This window comes from Prevotella sp. HUN102 (assembly GCF_000688375.1).
Lineage (GTDB): Bacteria > Bacteroidota > Bacteroidia > Bacteroidales > Bacteroidaceae > Prevotella.
Window position 1 is genome coordinate 513,647 of sequence record NZ_JIAF01000001.1, and the last position, 18,777, is coordinate 532,423.

Annotated in this window: 11 protein-coding genes and 1 pseudogene; 2 read left to right on the top strand and 10 right to left on the bottom strand. The window is 46.0% G+C overall.

Annotated elements, in window-relative coordinates; translation table 11 throughout:
* Nucleotides 1-156 precede the first annotated feature (156 nt).
* From P150_RS0102395 to P150_RS0102430, 7 genes and pseudogenes are all read right to left on the bottom strand, one after another.
* Nucleotides 157-1,455, bottom strand: coding sequence for a M64 family metallopeptidase (locus P150_RS0102395; RefSeq protein WP_028896328.1), 1,299 nt, complete (start codon nucleotides 1,453-1,455; stop codon nucleotides 157-159).
* A 32-nt stretch (nucleotides 1,456-1,487) separates the two neighbouring features.
* A complete protein-coding gene (locus P150_RS16790; protein ID WP_081819258.1) occupies nucleotides 1,488-2,636 on the bottom strand; it encodes an energy transducer TonB in 1,149 nt (382 codons plus the stop codon).
* A gap of 9 nt (nucleotides 2,637-2,645) precedes the next feature.
* Nucleotides 2,646-3,329, bottom strand: coding sequence for a peptidylprolyl isomerase (locus tag P150_RS0102405; RefSeq protein ID WP_028896330.1), 684 nt, complete (start codon nucleotides 3,327-3,329; stop codon nucleotides 2,646-2,648).
* Between the two features lie 482 nt (nucleotides 3,330-3,811).
* A pseudogene (locus P150_RS15725) lies at nucleotides 3,812-5,025 on the bottom strand (O-acetylhomoserine aminocarboxypropyltransferase/cysteine synthase family protein).
* A 234-nt stretch (nucleotides 5,026-5,259) separates the two neighbouring features.
* Complete coding sequence (locus P150_RS0102420) at nucleotides 5,260-5,955, bottom strand: DUF5715 family protein (RefSeq protein WP_036931985.1); 696 nt, start codon at nucleotides 5,953-5,955, stop codon at nucleotides 5,260-5,262.
* A 113-nt stretch (nucleotides 5,956-6,068) separates the two neighbouring features.
* Nucleotides 6,069-6,266: a hypothetical protein gene (locus P150_RS0102425; protein ID WP_028896333.1), complete on the bottom strand. Its 198-nt coding sequence runs from the start codon at nucleotides 6,264-6,266 to the stop codon at nucleotides 6,069-6,071.
* A gap of 186 nt (nucleotides 6,267-6,452) precedes the next feature.
* Nucleotides 6,453-9,098, bottom strand: a complete 2,646-nt coding sequence (locus P150_RS0102430; RefSeq protein ID WP_028896334.1) for an endonuclease MutS2 — start codon at nucleotides 9,096-9,098, stop codon at nucleotides 6,453-6,455.
* 357 nt (nucleotides 9,099-9,455) lie between these two features.
* On the opposite strand from P150_RS0102430, the gene crcB reads away from it, so the two are divergent.
* Together crcB and P150_RS0102440 are read left to right on the top strand one after the other, a co-directional pair.
* Nucleotides 9,456-9,833: a fluoride efflux transporter CrcB gene (gene crcB / locus P150_RS0102435; protein WP_028896335.1), complete on the top strand. Its 378-nt coding sequence runs from the start codon at nucleotides 9,456-9,458 to the stop codon at nucleotides 9,831-9,833.
* A 95-nt stretch (nucleotides 9,834-9,928) separates the two neighbouring features.
* Nucleotides 9,929-10,552, top strand: coding sequence for a DUF2284 domain-containing protein (locus P150_RS0102440; protein WP_028896336.1), 624 nt, complete (start codon nucleotides 9,929-9,931; stop codon nucleotides 10,550-10,552).
* A gap of 680 nt (nucleotides 10,553-11,232) precedes the next feature.
* On the opposite strand, the gene P150_RS0102445 is transcribed toward P150_RS0102440, so the two are convergent.
* The 3 genes from P150_RS0102445 to P150_RS0102460 form a co-directional block, all read right to left on the bottom strand.
* Entirely contained in the window at nucleotides 11,233-12,240 is a 1,008-nt protein-coding gene (locus P150_RS0102445) for a 4-hydroxy-3-methylbut-2-enyl diphosphate reductase (RefSeq protein ID WP_028896337.1), read from the bottom strand.
* Nucleotides 12,241-12,361: 121 nt separating this feature from the next.
* Nucleotides 12,362-18,019: an alpha-2-macroglobulin family protein gene (locus tag P150_RS0102450; protein ID WP_028896338.1), complete on the bottom strand. Its 5,658-nt coding sequence runs from the start codon at nucleotides 18,017-18,019 to the stop codon at nucleotides 12,362-12,364.
* 476 nt (nucleotides 18,020-18,495) lie between these two features.
* On the bottom strand, nucleotides 18,496-18,759 hold the full coding sequence (locus P150_RS0102460) for a hypothetical protein (RefSeq protein ID WP_028896339.1): 264 nt from the start codon (nucleotides 18,757-18,759) through the stop codon (nucleotides 18,496-18,498).
* Nucleotides 18,760-18,777 lie beyond the last annotated feature (18 nt).

Below are 18,777 nucleotides of genomic sequence, written 5' to 3' on the forward strand. Positions count from 1 at the left end.
TCGCAAGAATGCAGCGCAATCTTCGTATAAATGGAAACGTGTTCTTTATTAACTGATTATCAATGATTTAACTAAACAATAAAGAGATAATAAAAACGTGGCGTATTTGAAGGTCAAACTTCAAATACGCCATATTCTTTTTCCGAACGACAATCGCTATTCGGTATAGAAATCCACCAGTCGCTTGATGGCTCTTTGGCAAACAGGACAGAACTCGGGATTGCTGTTGGTGCGCATTCGGCAGTCAGGATAAGGACGATAGACGCCCTTCTGCGAGTAGCCGGCAGGCGAATAAGCTCCAATCTTCCATTTTGCGTACTTCGCACCGGGCTTATCCAAATCTGCCGGCTGCGGAGTTGGAACAGCAGTTTTGCTTTCCGTCATATCCTTCCATTTTGATTTGAAATCCACCAACGTGGTAAGGTTGGGCTCCCAAGGCTCAATATCGTGAGGATACATATTCAATTCCTCTGCGCCATAGGCATATTCATCGCCCAAACCTGCAAAGGAATGTCCAAACTCGTGTACCACCACCGGCTTGAAATAAGGATGATGCGTCATAGAAAGGTTATAGGAGTTCAGGATTCCACCACCTCCGTAGCTGTCTGTATTTACCAATACGATGATATGCTCGTAGGGAGTGCCCGCCAACCAGTTGTGCAAATCCTTCAGATGCAATGTGGTGAGATACCGGTTGCTGTAAAATGTGTCGAAATTAGAGTGCAGTGCCGTGTTTTTCCACACGCCGAGAGTCGGCTCGGAAGTGCCGCTGTCCACCGACGGTGCCTTCACGGCAACGATATTAAAGCGGTTTCGCACAGACTTGAAAGGCTCGTGGGCAAACATTGCCTCCACAGCTATCTTGCAATCTTTTATGAAAATCGGCATTTCTGCCTCTGTGTAGCCTTCGGCAATATAGGCAATGTGGATGCAGCGAGCCGTGTCGGCAGCCTGCTGAAGCGTTTCGTATGGCGTGATTTTCCGTTCGCCAATCTTTCTTATCAGTATATCCGTCGGCACAACGGTATGCGTCAGCGATGCCGTTATCTCTCTTCTGTTGTTTCGCAAGTCCACCGTTACGTCCACCGTGTCCTTTGGATAAGGCACAAGGAAGACATTTTCAAACGACCTTGTTTTTGTCTTTGCCTCGTCATAGGTAATCCATTCCTGAAAAAGTGTTGAAAAAGAGTTTCTGTAAATCACTTCCTTTGTGCGATGATGGCGCACCGTAATCTGTCCGTTTCCCTCTACGGGCAGTTCCGACAGACGTTTTGTCTTGCCGTACCAACGTGGAATGCGACACAGTTCATCAACGGCGATATACTGTTTTTCGGCATTTCCCGAAAAAGAATAGTCTATTCGCAGTGTAGCATCTGTGAAATGCTGATTGAAATCCTGTGTAAAGGCTGTCAGACAACAGAATGCAAACAGGATAAGTGTCGTGATTTTTCTCATCTTATTATGGTTATTTTGGTTATTACAGAATATTAATAAAATCGGAATCTGACCGGTATCATAAGCCAGCAGCGCACCGGTTTTCCTCCTTGCTTTGCTGGTTTGAAACGTGGAAACTGCCTGATAACCTTCAATGTTTCCGTTCCGAATCCGTCTTCTCCCCCTTTGACGATGATTGGCGAACTGATGGTTCCATCGGTTTCTACAACAATTTTCACTACCGAACGCCAATTAATGCAATCATCTATATGGATAGCAGGAATTTGAATGTGCTCAGCTATAAACTTGAACATAGCATTCAAACCACCCGGAAATTCAGGCATCTCTTCACAAAATTCATAAATACGTCCACGCGTGGGTCTTGTTCCGTCAAGAACAATGGCTTTGTTGCGTTCAAAGAACTTGCGCGCACCGTTTATTCTATATTCCTTCCAAGGATAGACAGAGCAGATTGCCTGTGCAATAAACGATTCGATATGTGCTTTCTGGTCGTCGGTAAGGTCGTCGGGGATTGCTTTCTTAACACAAACTTTGCACTCTTCTATCTTGCCCACCGTTTCTGTACGCCCAAAACTTACATCGAATAAAATCTTGTGTCCCTCAATCGTGGGCAAATCGGCAATCGGGATATAATTTTCCACCGAATCCCGCTGAAAAACCTCCTCTACTGTCAAGCCGGGATAAACCTCGTTTTCAAACGATTTGGCCTTTATTATTCTGCCCTTTTCCATCGTCAGCAGCACTTCACGCTGATAATTGCGCTCGAAACCACTATGAAGATAATACAGCAGAGAATCCTTGCCCAGTCGTAAGCTGCCCGAAACCCAAGAAGCAACAATCTTTCCCTTCTGAACATACGCAGCGCAGACTGCCATCATCTTGTCTTTGTCGAGCTTTTTCATCGTCGAACCCTTGTCCCGTAAGCAGATACTGTCCAGCACCAACAATGAATCATCCACCGACCAATAGCCCGTATAGCCCGTCCAATTGGACGTTACATAGCCGACTTCGGGCAGCATCTTTCTGATTTTTCCGTTCAACTCTGCGTTCATTGAAAGAGGGTGCGCCAAAAGTTCCCATTTCTCGCCTCCATAGTATATTACATCTCCCACCTGACCAGTTGGCGAAGCACTTCGGACGCAGAAAACGAAAAGCAATAATAAACAGGTAACTTTCTTCATACGCCGTGATTATTTCACAACCGTAGCCCTGATGATTCTTATATCAACATTCGGACGGTCGTTTTCATCGCAGACAGCAGATTGGATTTTCTCTACAATCTCCAGTCCTTCCACCACTTCTCCAAAGACTGTGTAGGTAGCATCCAAATGAGGCGTACCACCGATGTTTTTATATATTTCACGCACTTCGGGCGACATCTTTACCGTTCCCTTCGTATATTCGTCCAGTCGTCCCTGTGCCCAGTCCAATTGCTTGTCGGAATAGCGAATGCCCCAGACGATGTAGAACTGCGATGCCGAGGAAGCGTGCTCCGGATTCACGTCGTCAGGCTCTCTTGCGGCAGCCAAAGCCCCACGCTTGTGCAGGAACTTAGGGTAGACGATTTCGGCAGGAATCGAATATGTCTCCGGTGTGTCACCCAACTGCTGCCCCGACTTGGCAGTCTTGGAACCCATATCGCCCGACTGCACCATAAAATTCTTTATCACACGATGGAAAAGCACGCCGTCGTATTTGCCTTCGCGCGTCAGTTTCAGGAAGTTGTCTCGGTGTTTCGGCGTTTCAGTATAAAGCTGAACGCGAATGTTTCCACTGTCGGTTTCCAAGAGAACTTCGTGTCGCAAGGTATCGGTTTGCGCCTGACCAGCCATAGCAATCAGGCAAAGCAGCAAGGTTATAAATTGTTTTTTCATATTATCAGTATTGTTTAATTAATTTGTTCAACTGCAAACTTACTCATTTTTTTCGAGTTATGCAATCACTCGCCGCAAAAGTATTGATTTTCTATCCCCGAAAAGGCTGTTTTCCTCTTTCCAAAAAGAGATTTCCCCAATTATTCCACGATACCCTTTTCACTTACCTGCAACACTTAATTTCATCAACAAAAAACGTTTGAAAGAACACGGTTTGCAAGTAACCGAAGAATGCAATCCATTCTTCGCAAAAACGCAGCGCAATCTTCGCAAGAATGGAATGCAATCTTCGCAAGATTGGAAATTGATTTTCAGACACTTGATTTTCAATCACTTACAAACAGGAATATAGGTTTGCAATATTCGCAAACAACGGAAATTATAAAAGTTACAGAACTCAAGTATTCCGCTTTCTGAAAACGCTGTATAAAGACTTTCAGCGTAACAAAATCAGGAAAGGGATACTTGAGTTCTGTAATTGATTAGAGTTTGTCCAATGCCTGACGAATATCGTCCAGCAAGTCGTCTATATCCTCAATACCAACCGAGAAACGGATGAGGTCGGGCGCAATGCCTGCATCGCGCAGTTGCTCGTCGGAGAGCTGACGGTGTGTGTGGCTTGCCGGATGCAGCACACAGGAACGGCAGCCGGGCACGTGTGTTACGATGTTGATGAGTTCCAGCGAATCCATCCACTTGATGGCAGTTTCACGGTCGCCCTTCAGTCCGAACGACAACACGCCGCAAGAGCCGTTCGGCAGATATTTCTGCGCACGTTCATAGTTCTCGTTTCCTTCCAATCCACAGTAATTTACCCACGCCACACGTGAATCATTGTTCAGAAATTCGGCAATCTTCTGCGCATTTGCGCAATGCTGACGGATGCGAGATGCAGACTTTCCATTCCGAGATTGAGAAGGAAGGCGTTTTGCGGACTTTGAATGCTTCCGAGGTCGCGCATCAACTGCGTCGTCATCTTGGTAATATAGGCAAGTTTGCCGAAATTCTCCGTGTAGGTAAGGCCGTGATAAGAATCGTCCGGCGTGGTAAGACCGGGGAATTTATCCTTGTTTGCAGTCCAGTCGAAGTTGCCGCTGTCGATGATTGCGCCACCTACGGCCACTGCGTGTCCGTCTAAATACTTAGCGGTAGAGTGCGTTACGATGTCACATCCCCACTCTATCGGGCGACAGTTGATTGGTGTTGCAAAGGTATTGTCCACTATCAGCGGCACACCATTCCTGTGAGCAATGCCTGCAAATTTCTCAATGTCGAGCACGGAGCAGCCGGGATTGGAGATTGTCTCGCCGAACAGCAGCTTAGTGTTCGGCCTGAAAGCCTTCTGAATCTCTTCTTCGGGAAGATTCGGGTTGATGAAAGTACATTCAATGCCCATCTTCTTCATTGTTACGCCGAAGAGATTGTAGGTTCCTCCGTAGATTTCATTTGATGAAATGATGTGGTCGCCTGCTGAACAGATGTTCAGAACGGCATAGAAACTTGCTGCCTGACCTGAAGAAGTGAGCATACCTGCCACGCCACCTTCGAGTGCTGTCAGCTTTCTTGCCACATTGTCCAGCGTAGGATTCTGCAAGCGCGAATAGAAATAGCCCTCTTTTTAAAGGTCGAAGAGCATTGCCATTTCCTCTGAATTGTCGTACTTGAACGTAGTGCTTTGCACGATTGGCACTGCAATAGGCTCGCCATTCTTTGGTTCTCACCCTGCTTTCACGCAGAGTGTGGAAGGTTTTAGTTTTCTGTTTCCCATAAGTTTAATTTTACATTGATTGTTGTTATCCGAAGCATTGCAAGTGATATATAATGAATATCGTCAATGGGAACTGACGGTTATCCTGTAAACATATTCCTGAATCTTCGTCTATATATAATATCTATTCTTTACTTTAGTCTAAATGAGATTGGATCTGAATCATTTTTTTCTCACGGTTATGTGGAAACAATGCTGATTTCTCTCGAAAATCACCCAGCATTTTCCCTCTTCTCTGAGTTCGTAAATCACTTCGCCGAGCATATTTGCCATCACATCGTTGTTCACGGGTTCGCCGTCCGTGCTGATTCTGTTGTACCGGGTATAGCTCAAATCGAATGTTGTGCCATACATATGTGAGGAATTTGAGGATGCGTTGCCGTTCACTTTCCGCAGACTTGCCACATCTTCGCGGGTGCGCAACATAGAGGTTGCAATGATTCTGTGCGAACGATAGCCCGCTTTCTTCAGCTTTTTCTGAAACCGTTTGCCGATGGTCTTGAGTAACTGCTTGGCACCGTCAGTGAGATAAGGGCTTGAATGCGTCATCGGGTCGAGCAGATAATACTTGTTCGACGTTATCTTGTTCAGCTTTCTTGCCTTTTTCCTTACTTCGCTTCTACGTTCAATGGGCGTAATTCCATATTTCGTTGCCGCCTCAAGCTGCTGTCCGTTCAGGTCTTTGAAGTGATATTTGCTGCTTACCGATGCGTCATCTTTCCGGAAAGTGCTGCCAGTTCCACTATATTTGCCGCTCACACACGCAGCAATCACGCCCAGTACAAAAAGACACGATGCTATTGCAATCGTCTTGTACGGGTTGAATTTTGGTCTTTTCTTATATATTCTTCTAACCATTATTCTTAAGTTCAGCTGACAATGTATGGCTTTCAACCACTATTTTTCATCTTAACGGAGATAGATTTACTATCGATTGCACACTAACAATCTCTTCATTGCGTGCAAACGGGCTACAATCGGCTTGTTTCCAACAAAACATCGGCAACGTCTGACGGTTCATTGAAGAGCATTCCCTCTTCGAGTTCATCGTCTCTCAGTTCGTTCAACAACTGAATCGCAGTAGATTCGTCGATGGCCGGCTCGCCGTTCTGCTTCGTTCTTGCGAGCAAATCGTCGAGAATCGCCTGTCTGTATTCCAGTATATTCATATTCTTGTCTCCTATTCCCACTAACGAGGGATATTGATTTTTATTATATATCTTTCTCTTTATAAGTTACTTATAGTCGAAAACACATTCATTGGAAGCATTGTATCGTCTGAACATTATTTCATCTTCGCAAGTTTTTGCCTTAATGGGGTTTCCCTGAAGACGAATGGAGCGCGTAATGCTCCTCTACAATTCCACTATCGTGATTCCGGCACCGCCGAACTGCACGTGCTCGTCGCGAAAACTCTGCACATTGGGAATGGAATTGAGATACTGCCGAATCATCGTTCGCAGAATGCCGTTGCCTTTTCCGTGCAGAATCTTCACTTGTCCGGCTCCGACAAGTATGGCATCGTCGATGAAATACTGCACCTGATTGATGGCTTCATCGGCTCTCAAGCCCCGAACGTCCAGTTCTTGCCGGAACTGGTTACGATGCTTGTCAATCGTTTCGCGCGTTTCACGGCTGTAATTGTAGGCTTGGAATTGCTTTTGCGACTCTTGAATGGAAGCCGTATCGGCGTGTTCCAACCTATTGAGTTGCATCTTCGTGCGCATTCCACCGAATATAACCACGGCCTGCTTGCCGTCGATGCTTTCCACCTTTCCAATAGATGTCAGGCCTTTGATACGCACTGAGTCTCCTTCCTTGATGGTCTTGCCGTCCTTCTGCTTCTGAATTGCAGTCCGCAATGACTCCACGGCAGCCTGTTTGCGCTCGGTTTTATCTTTCTTATGCTGTTCGTGGCGTTCCTTTCTATTCTTTATTTCATCTATTTTCTTCTGAAAGTCCTCATCACTCAAAAGTCCGCTATTGCGCATATCCTGCTTATTGGCAGGTTTTTTCCCATTTCCTTTCGAGTTGTTTGCAGGTATGGTGCCATCTCCTTCAAGGATACTTGCTTCGTAATCAGCCAACTGCTGCCGTAATCGCTTCGTTGCTTCCTTCTCGGCTTGCTGTTCACGAATCTCGCGAATCACATTCTCAATGCGCCTGTTGCTCTCCTTTATCATCTCTTCTGCCTGAGCTTTGGCGCGATTGATAATCTGCTTGCGACTCTCGCGCAGCTCTTCCATCTCCTTTTCGTACTTTGCTATCGTCTTCTCCAACTCTTTTTCGTGGCTGTGGATAGTCTGTCGCTTGCTCTCCCAATAGCGTTTGTCGCGCACAATGTCCTGCAAATACTTATCGCTCTGAATATAATCCGAGCCAACTATCTCTGAAGCATCCTTTATTACTTCGTCAGGAATACCCGTCTTTCGTGCAATCTCGATGGCAAAGGAGCTTCCCGGACGACCAATGGAGAGTTGAAACAAAGGACGCATCTCGTGTCTGTCGTACAGCATTGCGCCGTTCGCTACTCCCGGATGATCTTCGGCAAAGTGTTTCAGGTTCTGATAGTGCGTGGTTATCACTGCCCAAGCCTTCTTTTGCCAGAATTGCTTCAGCACGGATTCGGCAATTGCACCGCCAATCTGCGGCTCTGTACCAGTTCCGAACTCATCAATGAGAATCAGCGTTCGGTTATCGGCCTGCTTCATCATATTCTTCATATTCATCAGATGCGAAGAATACGTACTGAGGTCGTTCTCAATGCTCTGCTCATCGCCGATATCTATCATCAGATGATGGAACGTTCCCGTTTCAGAACGGTCGCCGACGGGAATCGACAAACCACATTGAAGCATATATTGGAGCAATCCCACCGTTTTCAGACACACCGATTTGCCACCTGCATTCGGTCCGGAGATAATCAGAATACGCTTGTCTTCGGTCAGTCTGATGTCCAAAGGAACAACTGTATTGGGCTTTTGCTCAATGCTTTCATCAACATTCGCCGCCAATGCTTTTCTTGCCAGCGATAATTGAAGCAATGGATGAACAGAACGAATCCAATCTATCTGTGGTTCAGGGCTTATCTTGGGTTCAAATGCCTTGAAAAGTCTGGCCAATTCAGCCTTTGAGCGTATGAAATCTATGCGTGCAAGGAAATGATAGGAGTCGAGAATCTCGGCCACGTGTGGGCGAACCTGCTTGGCAAATTCCGTCAGAATGCGAATGATTTCCCTTCGTTCCTCATTCTCCAACTCACGAATCTTGTTGTTTGCTTCCACAACCTCCGTTGGTTCTATGTAAACCGTCCTACCCGTGGCACTCTCATCGTGAACGATGCCCGATATTCTGCGCTTCATTCCCGGTGCAACAGGTATCACAAGACGGCCGTCGCGCATTGTAGGAGCAACATCTTTCTCCACCACTCCTTCGCTCTGGGCAGCACGGAGAATGCTGTTCAGCGTGCGCGATATGCTCCCCTCCACCCTTGCAAGCTCTCTTCTGATTTGCAGGAGATCGGGCGATGCCGTGTCGCGCATCTTCCCAAACTTGTCGATGATCTGACTGATGCGCTGCACGAGTATCGGAAACGTTGCCACTCCATCGGCCAATGCGTACAAAGCCGGGTAGAATCTCCTTATCTCTCCGTCGTCCCGTTCCTCGCCTGCGCTCAGAAACTTCACGATGGCAATGATAGTTTCCAGCGAACGCTTCAAATCGAAGAGTTCATCGACCTCCATATACGTGCCCTGCAAGCGAATACGCGCCACGCTCTGCCGAACATCAAACACGTTGTCGAGTGGAAAGTCCTCCACTCCTTCCTGTATTCTCCTAAATTCGCGCAGTTCTTCCATCCACTGATTAATCTGATTTGTATCAATGGAAAACTCCATTCGGTCCACTTCTTCCTTTCCAAGTGTAGACAAACAGCGTTGATGGAGCAGCGAACGTATTTCGTTGAAACCTATCTTTTGTTCAAAGTTGTTGGGATATATCATTGATTCTCCTTACTTCAGCAATTATAATCCAAAGTTCGGGCTGCGCAGCACAACGTTTCATCCGTTTTACGCCACTCGTTCTCCTCACTCTGAATTGATTCGCAAAGTTACAATTTTTCTTTTTAATAATGTTGCAGTTTGGTCGTTAATTGCTTTTTTCGTACTTTTGCAAGGATTGAAACGAACTGGTAACAGGGGAATCAAGCCGCTCGGGAAACATTATTTTGCAACGGAAACACTCCTTTTAAAAGACCAGAGAAGTTGCACTCAAGAACATTACAAGAACAATAAACCAAAGAATGAGCAATACATTTCAATAAACTGAAATACAATGTATTGAAAACGTAAATAAAATATATTATGAAAGAGTTTTTACTCGTAGGCATTGGCAGTTTCCTTGGTGGTGGAATGCGCTTTCTCGTTTCAAAAGCAATGATCTCTTGGATGGCATCCTCTTTCCCTTTAGGCACGTTCACGGTAAACATCATCGGATGTTTAATCATTGGTTTTGTTTCAGGTCTGCCACTCGGAGGATGGTTTTCGCCCAACACGAAACTTATTCTTACAACCGGTTTCTGCGGAGGATTCACAACTTTCTCCACCTTTATGAACGAAAACTCATCGCTCGCAAAGGACGGCAATTTCACATTGGCTGCTCTCTACATCTTCGCAAGTCTTGCCATCGGCTTCCTCTGCGTGACAGCCGGACACCAGTTGGCAAAAACATTCCAATAATCTATTCCTGGACAATACGCATTTTTTGCCCCTTTCCTTGCCCGTCTTCGAGAAAGATTCGTACTTTTGCAATACCTATACAATAAACATTGACTATGAGCACAAGAGAAATAACATCTATCGGCGAAGCTAAGGACAAAGGTTTCAGCCTATCGAACATCGCTACCACCATCCCCGTAAAGGAATATGCAGATGGTTACAGGGACATTGAGAAGTTTCTCGGTTTATGCAAACAATGCCCTCGCTTCGGAAAGAGCTGGACTTGTCCTCCCTGTGAATTTGACGTTACCGAATACGTGGAACAATTCAAATATGCCCACATATTGAGTATGAAGATGACGTTCGACGAGGAAACGATGAACAAGACCAATACTGCCGAAGACGTGCGCACCGTTTGCGATGAGGCTATGAAATTCAGCCTGACGAAGGCATCTGCCTATCTCAGAAAATACGAACGGAAATACCCCGGAAGCATCTGTTTTTTAGGTTCCCGCTGCCTGCTTTGCGGCTCAAAGCCTTGCGCCCGACTGGAAAACAAGCCGTGCCGACATCCAAAGGACGTGCGTGTTTCGCTGGAAGCAGTAGGTTTCGACCTTGGAAAAACAAGTCAAGACCTGTTGGGAATTGAAATGAAATGGGGAAAACCAGACCGCCTTCCCGAATACATCACGCTCATCACGGCTCTTCTCACGAACGACGAGAACCTTGTGCTGACCTGAAAGAACGTTCCTGAGCGCATACTTCAAACTGCATCGTTTTTATTATGAAGGATATTTCATTTGCATATCTCCCTTCTTCACGCCTACCAACGTTAGCTTCATCTTCGACTCAGGGGCGAATTGAGTTTTAAATACAACTGAATTTTCTTTACATATAGCCTAAAATTTTGCCCATATTTTCAAAAAAGAATCCCTTTGTTTGAAAATATGGGCATTTTTGACGGCTTTAATAAACTGTTGATTTACAACGAATTAAATCCTATCACCCAATAATCAGGACAAAGCACGCCATATATTCTTCGCAAGAATAGCAGAAAATAGGTCAAAATACGGCAATGACAGCGAAACATTCTTCGCAAAAACGGATTGCATTCTTGCGAAGAATGCAAAACAAACTTCGCAAGAACGTTTGGCAGTTGTGCGAAGAATGGAAAATAAACTCGCAAATTCGGATTTATATTCTTTGTTTTATCTGTCCGGATTTTCTATTTTCAGATTTTTCAAAGGGCGTTTTTCGGTAAATCATTTTTACAATATTTATTTATGAGTTCGGGACAGTTGCAAACTTATAGGTAGAAAACTACAAACAAAAAGAATGCAAAACTTTCAAGAGATTCTGTCGCTCTTGAATGCTTTGCATCCTCTGTGGGAAAAACAATATCCGTAATTCGGTCAGCCGCTTACACCATTACGCCGTTTACCTTACGGAGGATTTCGTCTCTGCATTCCTCCATCAGCCATTTCGGCGTGCTCGTTGCACCACAGATGCCAACGGTGTTTACATTCTTGAACCACGCCATATCTATCTCATCGGCACTTTCCACCTGATGCGAATTGGGGTTCACGCTCAGGCATTCGTGGAAAAGCACCTTGCCGTTGGAGCTTTTCCGCCCTGCAACGAAGAGTACAAGGTCGTGTTTTGTGGCAAAGGACGAAATATTCGGCATACGATTCGCCACCTGTCGGCAAATGGTATCGAAACTTCTGAAAGTTGCATTGGGAGAAATGTTCTCCTGAATGTATTCAATTATCTTATGAAATTCGTTCAGGCTCTTTGTTGTCTGGGAATAGAGATAGATGTTCCGTTTGAAATCCAACTGCTTTATTTCCTCGAACTTCTCTACAACGATAGCCTCGCTGTGTGTCTGCCCCACCAATCCTAACACCTCGGCGTGTCCGGGTTTGCCGAAAATAACTATCTGGCTGTCTTTATTGTCAGCCTTTTCCCGCAATTCTCCACCTATATTATAAGGTGTAGATTTCCGAACTTCGGTATTTTCGTCGGCAAGGGAGCATCCGGTGTCTTTCAATACCCGTTCATCCGTTTCTGCCGAAGCAGCATTCGCCCCTCTTTCATACTGATTCTTGATTCTTCTTTGCAGGGCAAGCACCACAGGACAGGTGGCATCGATAATCTCTATATTGTTCTTCCGTGCCAATTCATAGGTTTCCGGTGGTTCGCCGTGGGCACGCAGCAATACGGTAACGTTGCGGAGTTCCTTCAACTCATCGTGATTGATGGTAATCAACCCTCTTTTTGTGAGCCGTTCCACCTCCATACTGTTGTGAACGATGTCGCCCAGACAGTACAGTTTCGTTCCTTTCTGCAATTCTTCTTCAGCTTTCTTTATGGCTGTCGTTACGCCAAAGCAGAAGCCGCTGCCGTCGTCTATTTCTATTTGAAGCATTTTCGTTTTTACTTAACGGCGAGGAATGATGACTATCAATAATGTTTGGGATTCAGACACGGCATCGTGATTGCCCATCCGAACCCCAAATCATCTTGAAACTCATTTCCTCTTGGATATCTTATTCATTAACTCTAACTATCGCTGCCCCTGTTCGGCCTGAATACTCGGGAGCATAAGCACATTGTGCTGTGCAGGTTCCGGTCTGATAGACGCCTACGCGATCTATATAATATTCTGTTTCAACAACGTGTGTTCCTTTCGCCATCTGGTCGAAATAGAAGTTTGTTGTGTAATCTTTCGGCGCAATGTAGTATCCGCTCCAACCTTGATAACCGCTTAATTGCTTTACCGGCTCCAGACAAGCTGCCCGTTTGTCTATTACCTGAACGAAATCATAGTCGCGGTCGGCTGTTATCGTAAGGCGAACAACTACCTTGTCGCCCACTTTCAGCTTCATTTCGCCGGTGGTTCTGTTATCAACGCTTACAGGAATCAGTTCGCGCTTTACCTTCAGTTCAGAGTTTGACGACTTGATTTCCGTAATTGGCTGGAAGAACTGGGCGTAAACGGCTCCCCAACTTGTGCCGGTGCTGGTCTTTTCAACTGTCAGCGTGCTTGCAGATTCTCGGCTTTCATCATTCGGGGTCGTGTTTACAGACACCTGTTTCTGCACCTTCACATAGCCCAGACCTGCTGTTGCCTTCGGCGTTTCAATACGCTTGCCATCCAGTTTCAACACGCTCGCCTCGCCATTGTCCATCGTCCATCTGCCGTCGTTCATAAATGCCCAGATGGCATCCACGGAATTGATTGGCGTATCCCAAGCCTGTGTGCGCTTCGACTGCAATATCCATCGCTGCATTTCCTGCACGGTCTTCACGTCGTTCGGTCTGATGGTTTTGAAAGCCTCGATGGCAGCCACTTCGGTAGGAATCTTGTAGTCGCTCCAACTGTAATATGCGTGGCGGGTGTCGAAATATCTGCCTTTTTCTTCAGAATAAACCGTGTATTCCTTGATGCTCTGGAGATACTCTTCGGCTTTCTTCGTCTGGCCATATTGCTTCAGGATTACGGCAGTATTGGCCTTTCCGTAGATTGTCAGATCGACAGGTTTCTTCGCAAGAAGACTGATAAGGTAAGTGATGTCGGCCGTTGTAGGACGCTTTGCCAAAGCATTGCTATACAGGTAGTCGCAGAGTGCGTCGGAAGGTACGATATTCTTGTATCCCTTCTTCTCAAGTTTCTTCATTTCAATAACACGTTCGGCCACTTCCTTGTCCAAATAACGGAACGCACTGGCGAGCAGCGTCTTTGTTTCGTCGTTATTCTCGCCCATCAGGGTGTTGAGACGGGTCAGCGTCTTCACTACGGACACCGTCATATACATATTTCCTCGCATCCCTTCCCACCAAGAGAACGAGCCGTCGGAGTTTTGCAGCCTCTTCAGGTTTGCCAATGTCGAACCGATATTGCTCTTTAATTGGTTCTCATCAAAGAAACGGATGAGCATCTGTTTCTGCTCAGCTTCATTGTTGGCATCAAGCACCCACGGCGTTTCGTTGAGCGCAAGCTCCTTCAAATCCTGATTCTTCTGCAATGCCGACATCATAGATGTCTCCTCGCCCTTTTCATTTCGCCACGCTTCTATGGTCTGCTTAATCTTTGGCGAAGTCTTGATTATCTTGTTTGCAAGGTTGTTTGCATAGAAAGCCGACACGAGACTGATGGCATTCTTTGTGTTCACGTCAGCCACATAAGGCAATGCCTGAATCATCAGCCAGTTAGGATTGTTCGTATATTCCACCGTCAATCTCTGATTAGTGGTGTTCTTCGGGAAGAGCTTTGTCAGATCAATGTTCTTCACACCGGCTTCATTCTGCGTGAACGGATAGGTGTTGATGACGTACTCACGGTTTGGAAGCACAGCAAGATAGTGCTGCTCGCCGTCGGAATAGCCGTCGCCCTTGGCAAAGATTCGTACAATGAGCATATTCTGGTCGGCCGTAAGCTGCCTTGCACTGCCTTCTTTCAGCACGTCTGCCAAAGAGAAACTTGCCGATGAAGTGCCGTTTGCAGCCATAGTAAAGTCCTTTTCTTCAGTATATAAAACCTTATCGGTCAATGGATCAACGAGTTCGAGGGTTGCAATGCCGCTCACTTCCTTTGCAGAAGTGTTCATAATGCGTGTGGAAACAACAGCCTCGTCGCCCAAACGCACGAATCTCGGCAGGTTTGGCTGCACCATCACGGTTTTCTGTGCGATTACTTCACCGTCAATCTGGCCATAATTAATTGCCTTATCGTGAGCAAAACCCATAAATTTCCACGTGGTAACGCTCTCAGGCAATTTAAACTTCACGCTGATATTGCCTGCATCGTCGGTTTCCAAGTTAGGATAGAAGAACGCTGTTTCATTGAAATTCTCGCGCATCTGCAACTTTGGCTTCTTCGCAGTAGCCGCTCCGGTTTCGACTGCTGCTTTTGCCTCGGTCTTTCCTCGCATTTCTCCGTACTTAGCAGGCTCTGCTTGCGATGCACTCAATGAGGATTCGGCTGCTTCTTTCTTGACAGCTGCCAACTCAGGTACGGCCATATCGTACATAACATTCTTATCCATTGAACCTGCTCCACGCACCATTATCCTCCGACGATTGAAAACCATCTGCTCATTGAAGTCAATAAAATAACGATTGTCGAAACCGGCGAAAGACAAGTATCGTATGCCCGATTGCGGAACAGGCACCGTATAATACATTTGGAACGAAGAAGTGAGTGAACCAGAGAAAGAAGCACCTGTCAATCGGTCGATAAAGTTTTTGCCGAACGCCCAATAATGTGTCTTAATCTGGTCGAGACTCATATCATAGAGCGTTGTCACCATCCGTGCTTTTGCAGCTTTTCCGTCCGGCGATTTCACTGTCAGCGTCCATTCTTCGGCTTGTCCCGGCACCAGACGGTCGCGGAAGGTCTTCCACTTCACGCTCAATTCCTTGTCGGGATGCGGACGACGGATGGCTGCATTGTGAGAATACATCACACCGTTCTTAACCCAAGCGTAGTTTATCGTCAAGCCATCGCCATATTCAGGCTTGTACGTAAACTTACGTGTTGTCAATGCGTTGCTCTGACGGATTGCTCCACGCTCCAAAATCTTCTTGTCAGAATATATTGTATATATAATGTATTGGTCTTCATCGCTCGAACCAATCTGAATATAGACCGGTTTGCCGTCGTTCGGGAATCTGTCTGCACTCTGATAGAACCAATCGTGCGTTTCAAGCACGGGTTTCTTGTCGTCGAGTGAGAATATAATGAAAGTCTTACGCAATGTATCGCCTTCACAGGTAGCGAACAATTCGTACTGACCAGACTTCAAATCCTTCAGTTCGATAGGTTTATTGGCAGCCACGGCAGTAAGAGAGCCGAACATCTGATTGTCTTTCCTGTATGGAACAACGGCATATTCCACCTTTCCATCGACTGGCTGACCGGCAGCATTTACCATCTTGAGCGTAAACTGCTTCAGTTCGCCCCTCAATGCTCTATCCGGCAAATCCGTCGTTATCTCTATCGGCTTGAATCGCAACGGCAGAACCATATCGCCTTCGTGGGATTCGCCTGCAACATCCGTTACCTTTGCTTCCACTACAAACCTTAGATATGGACGGAAATAGCTTGTTTCTTCTGTTTCCTTTGCCTTTTCGGGCATAACGATAGGAACGGAGATTTCGAACTCGCCATTCTCATCGGTCGTTACTTCGCCCTTTGCAAGATTGAGGTCGTAATGAGAGGTGTACCAACTGTAATACGAGGCTTTTCGGTTGATGCTGTATTCCACCTTTGCGCCTTGAACGGCAACGCCGGAATAGGTTTTGGCACGTCCCTTTACCTTGATTGTGTCGCCATCGGCGTACTTTTCCTTGTATTCGTCAAATTCAACGTCGAAGGTCGGACGCTTGTATTCCTCCACACTAAAGTAGAAACTCTCGTGATTACAACTGATGGAATAGCTGCCCGTAAGTTCGTTCTTTGGCAATTCAAAGTCGATGGCAACTGCACCATACTCGTCTGTGGTTGCTTTCTTCGTGGCAACGGTTTCATAGTTGGCATTATAGAGACGTACCGTAAGCTCCTCATTCGCCAATGCGCGCGACGTGAGCAAGTTGTGGTTCATCTTATAATACATTAGCGATGCGTGAACGGCCTGTCCGGGACGGTAGATGCTCCTGTCCGTAAATATCCTTACGATATTCTCTTCGCCTATTCTATCTCCTCCTTTCAGGTATCTGTACATAGCATCCGACGACGGAAGCGCACGGTCTTTATCGGTATAGACATAAACAGAGGTGCGCTCTCCCGCCGAAGGCTTCAGAACTTCTCCGTCGGCATTGGTTACAAGCGTTTTAGCCTTGTCTCTCTTGAAGTAATATTCGTTGGAAATCATTACCTTTGCGCCCTTTACCGGCTGGCCGGTGGTAGCATTCACAACCACGAAACGGTCGCCACTCACCGAGGCATCCTCGCTCAGGAGGAAGAGGTCCGTAACATTGTAGAGTTCGTATTGCGGTGCAATTTTCCTGTCAGACGATGATATTTCCACCAAATAGATGCCCGGTTCGAGCTTTGGCATAGCGAAAGAGCCTTTCGTAAACTCGTATTCGGGACGCTTGGGGAACGTAAAATCGAAGGTCTTTGCCGATGAAGGAATGAGCTTGGCTCTTATTTTCTTGAGATTTTCCCGGTAACTTGGGTTCAGACCGTGGTCGCCTTCCAACGTGGTGCGTGTTATCGTGAGCTTCAAATCGGTAAGATTCCTAACCTCAAACTCCTTTATCTTCTGTATGGTATTCGAAGGCCAGACGTATGAATCAAGCTCGAAGCTGAAACTCGGCGCAGTCATCTCATTGCGTTTTTTGCGCAGAAGTTCCATTTCGCTGAATGCTCCCCAACGCTTCAAGGCATCATCAATATACGCAATCCTGTCCTTTGCCTCCGAACGGTCATTGAAAGCCAACTGATACTTCTTGACTGCTGCCTTTCCACATATAGGCAAGTCGCCGTAAAGTACTGTCAATGAATCCATTTGAGCCACCGTGGCATCCTTACCCAACCTGTTATAGGCCGAAAGGAATGCAGCCTGACGGTTGCCTGTGGAAGAATAATACTTGTCCATCACGTCGTATCTGCCCGTCTCGGCACCGATTACGTGCAGCAGGTCGTCATTGTAGATGGCATCGTCCTTGCCCAGTTCCAGCAACGGCTTGTATTCGGCTGCCTTGTGCTGTGCCAGAAGTTCCGGATTCGCTATCGCCTTGTCGAAATAATATTTATATGATTTTGTGCTGAACGCATCATCGGGGTCGGTTTCCTCGTCCGTCATATTCTCCAATACGCTCGGAACATCCTCCACATCGTCGAATCCTCTCGAGAGCAGCAGCAGTTTGCCCAAGGCACAGTTGTAGATTGCCGACTGCACCTTGTCGCGCTTGTCGGCCTCCTCCACCAGTTTCACGAGCCGTTTCTTCTGCACATTGGCAGAATCGGGCGAAATCAAGGTAACAAGACTCGACGTATAAAGTTCGGCAGCCAACAGGTTGCCGTACGATTTCTCCTTCTGTGCCTTCAGGATTATCTTGCCCAGCACCTCTATCTGTGTCTTTGGCAAGTCTTTCCGCGAAGCTTCATCTACCTGCTTCCATAAAGCATCGTAACTCTGTGCGAAAAGTGAAAATGGAGACATAACCATTATAATGAACGTTATTAAGATTTTCTTCATACCTTATTTATTTTATAATGTAGGATACAAAGATAATTATTTAAATCCAAATAGCCATACAAACTGATAATTAGAAATATAAAATTATCTTTTTTAAGAATGGATAGCCTATAAAGTGAGATTCAACTAAAAAATGTTTTGAAAAACATTACCTCTCGGCTTTGCTGTTTCCTCTCTCACGGATTTCAAGGAAGCACGGATATTATGAATATAAATTCATTTTACAACTACTTGTAATTCAATGTATTACAAGTAGTTTTCATTTTTGCGAAGAATGCACTCCATTCTTCGCAAGAATACATTTCAAACGTGCGAAGATTGCCTTCCAATCTTCGCACGTTTGAAATGTAAGGGTGCAGTATGCGTTTTTCTGCATATAAATACAGGAAAACGTCAATGAATATTCTGCCGCTCCATACTGTGGACAGAACCATTCTCAAGACCGAAAATCGGAAGATTCGGAAGGAAGAACAGAGCTAATTCAACTTACGGCTCTGCCGCACTTCCTTCAGCACGTTCAAGCGTTGTTCATATATCGGCCGCCACTTGTTGATCATTTCCTGAAGTGTCTGGCTCTGCCTTTCCAACTCTTTATACTCTACTGATGCTTCTTCATTGGCGCGGCTCAATTCCAACATACGAGCGAGAAAGAGCCTCTGCTGCTCGTCGGCACGCTTTAATTGGGCACCGAGCTTCTCCACTGAGGCTATATAATCGAGAGCTTTGTCTATATTATCCATAAGTCTATTCGGATTTGA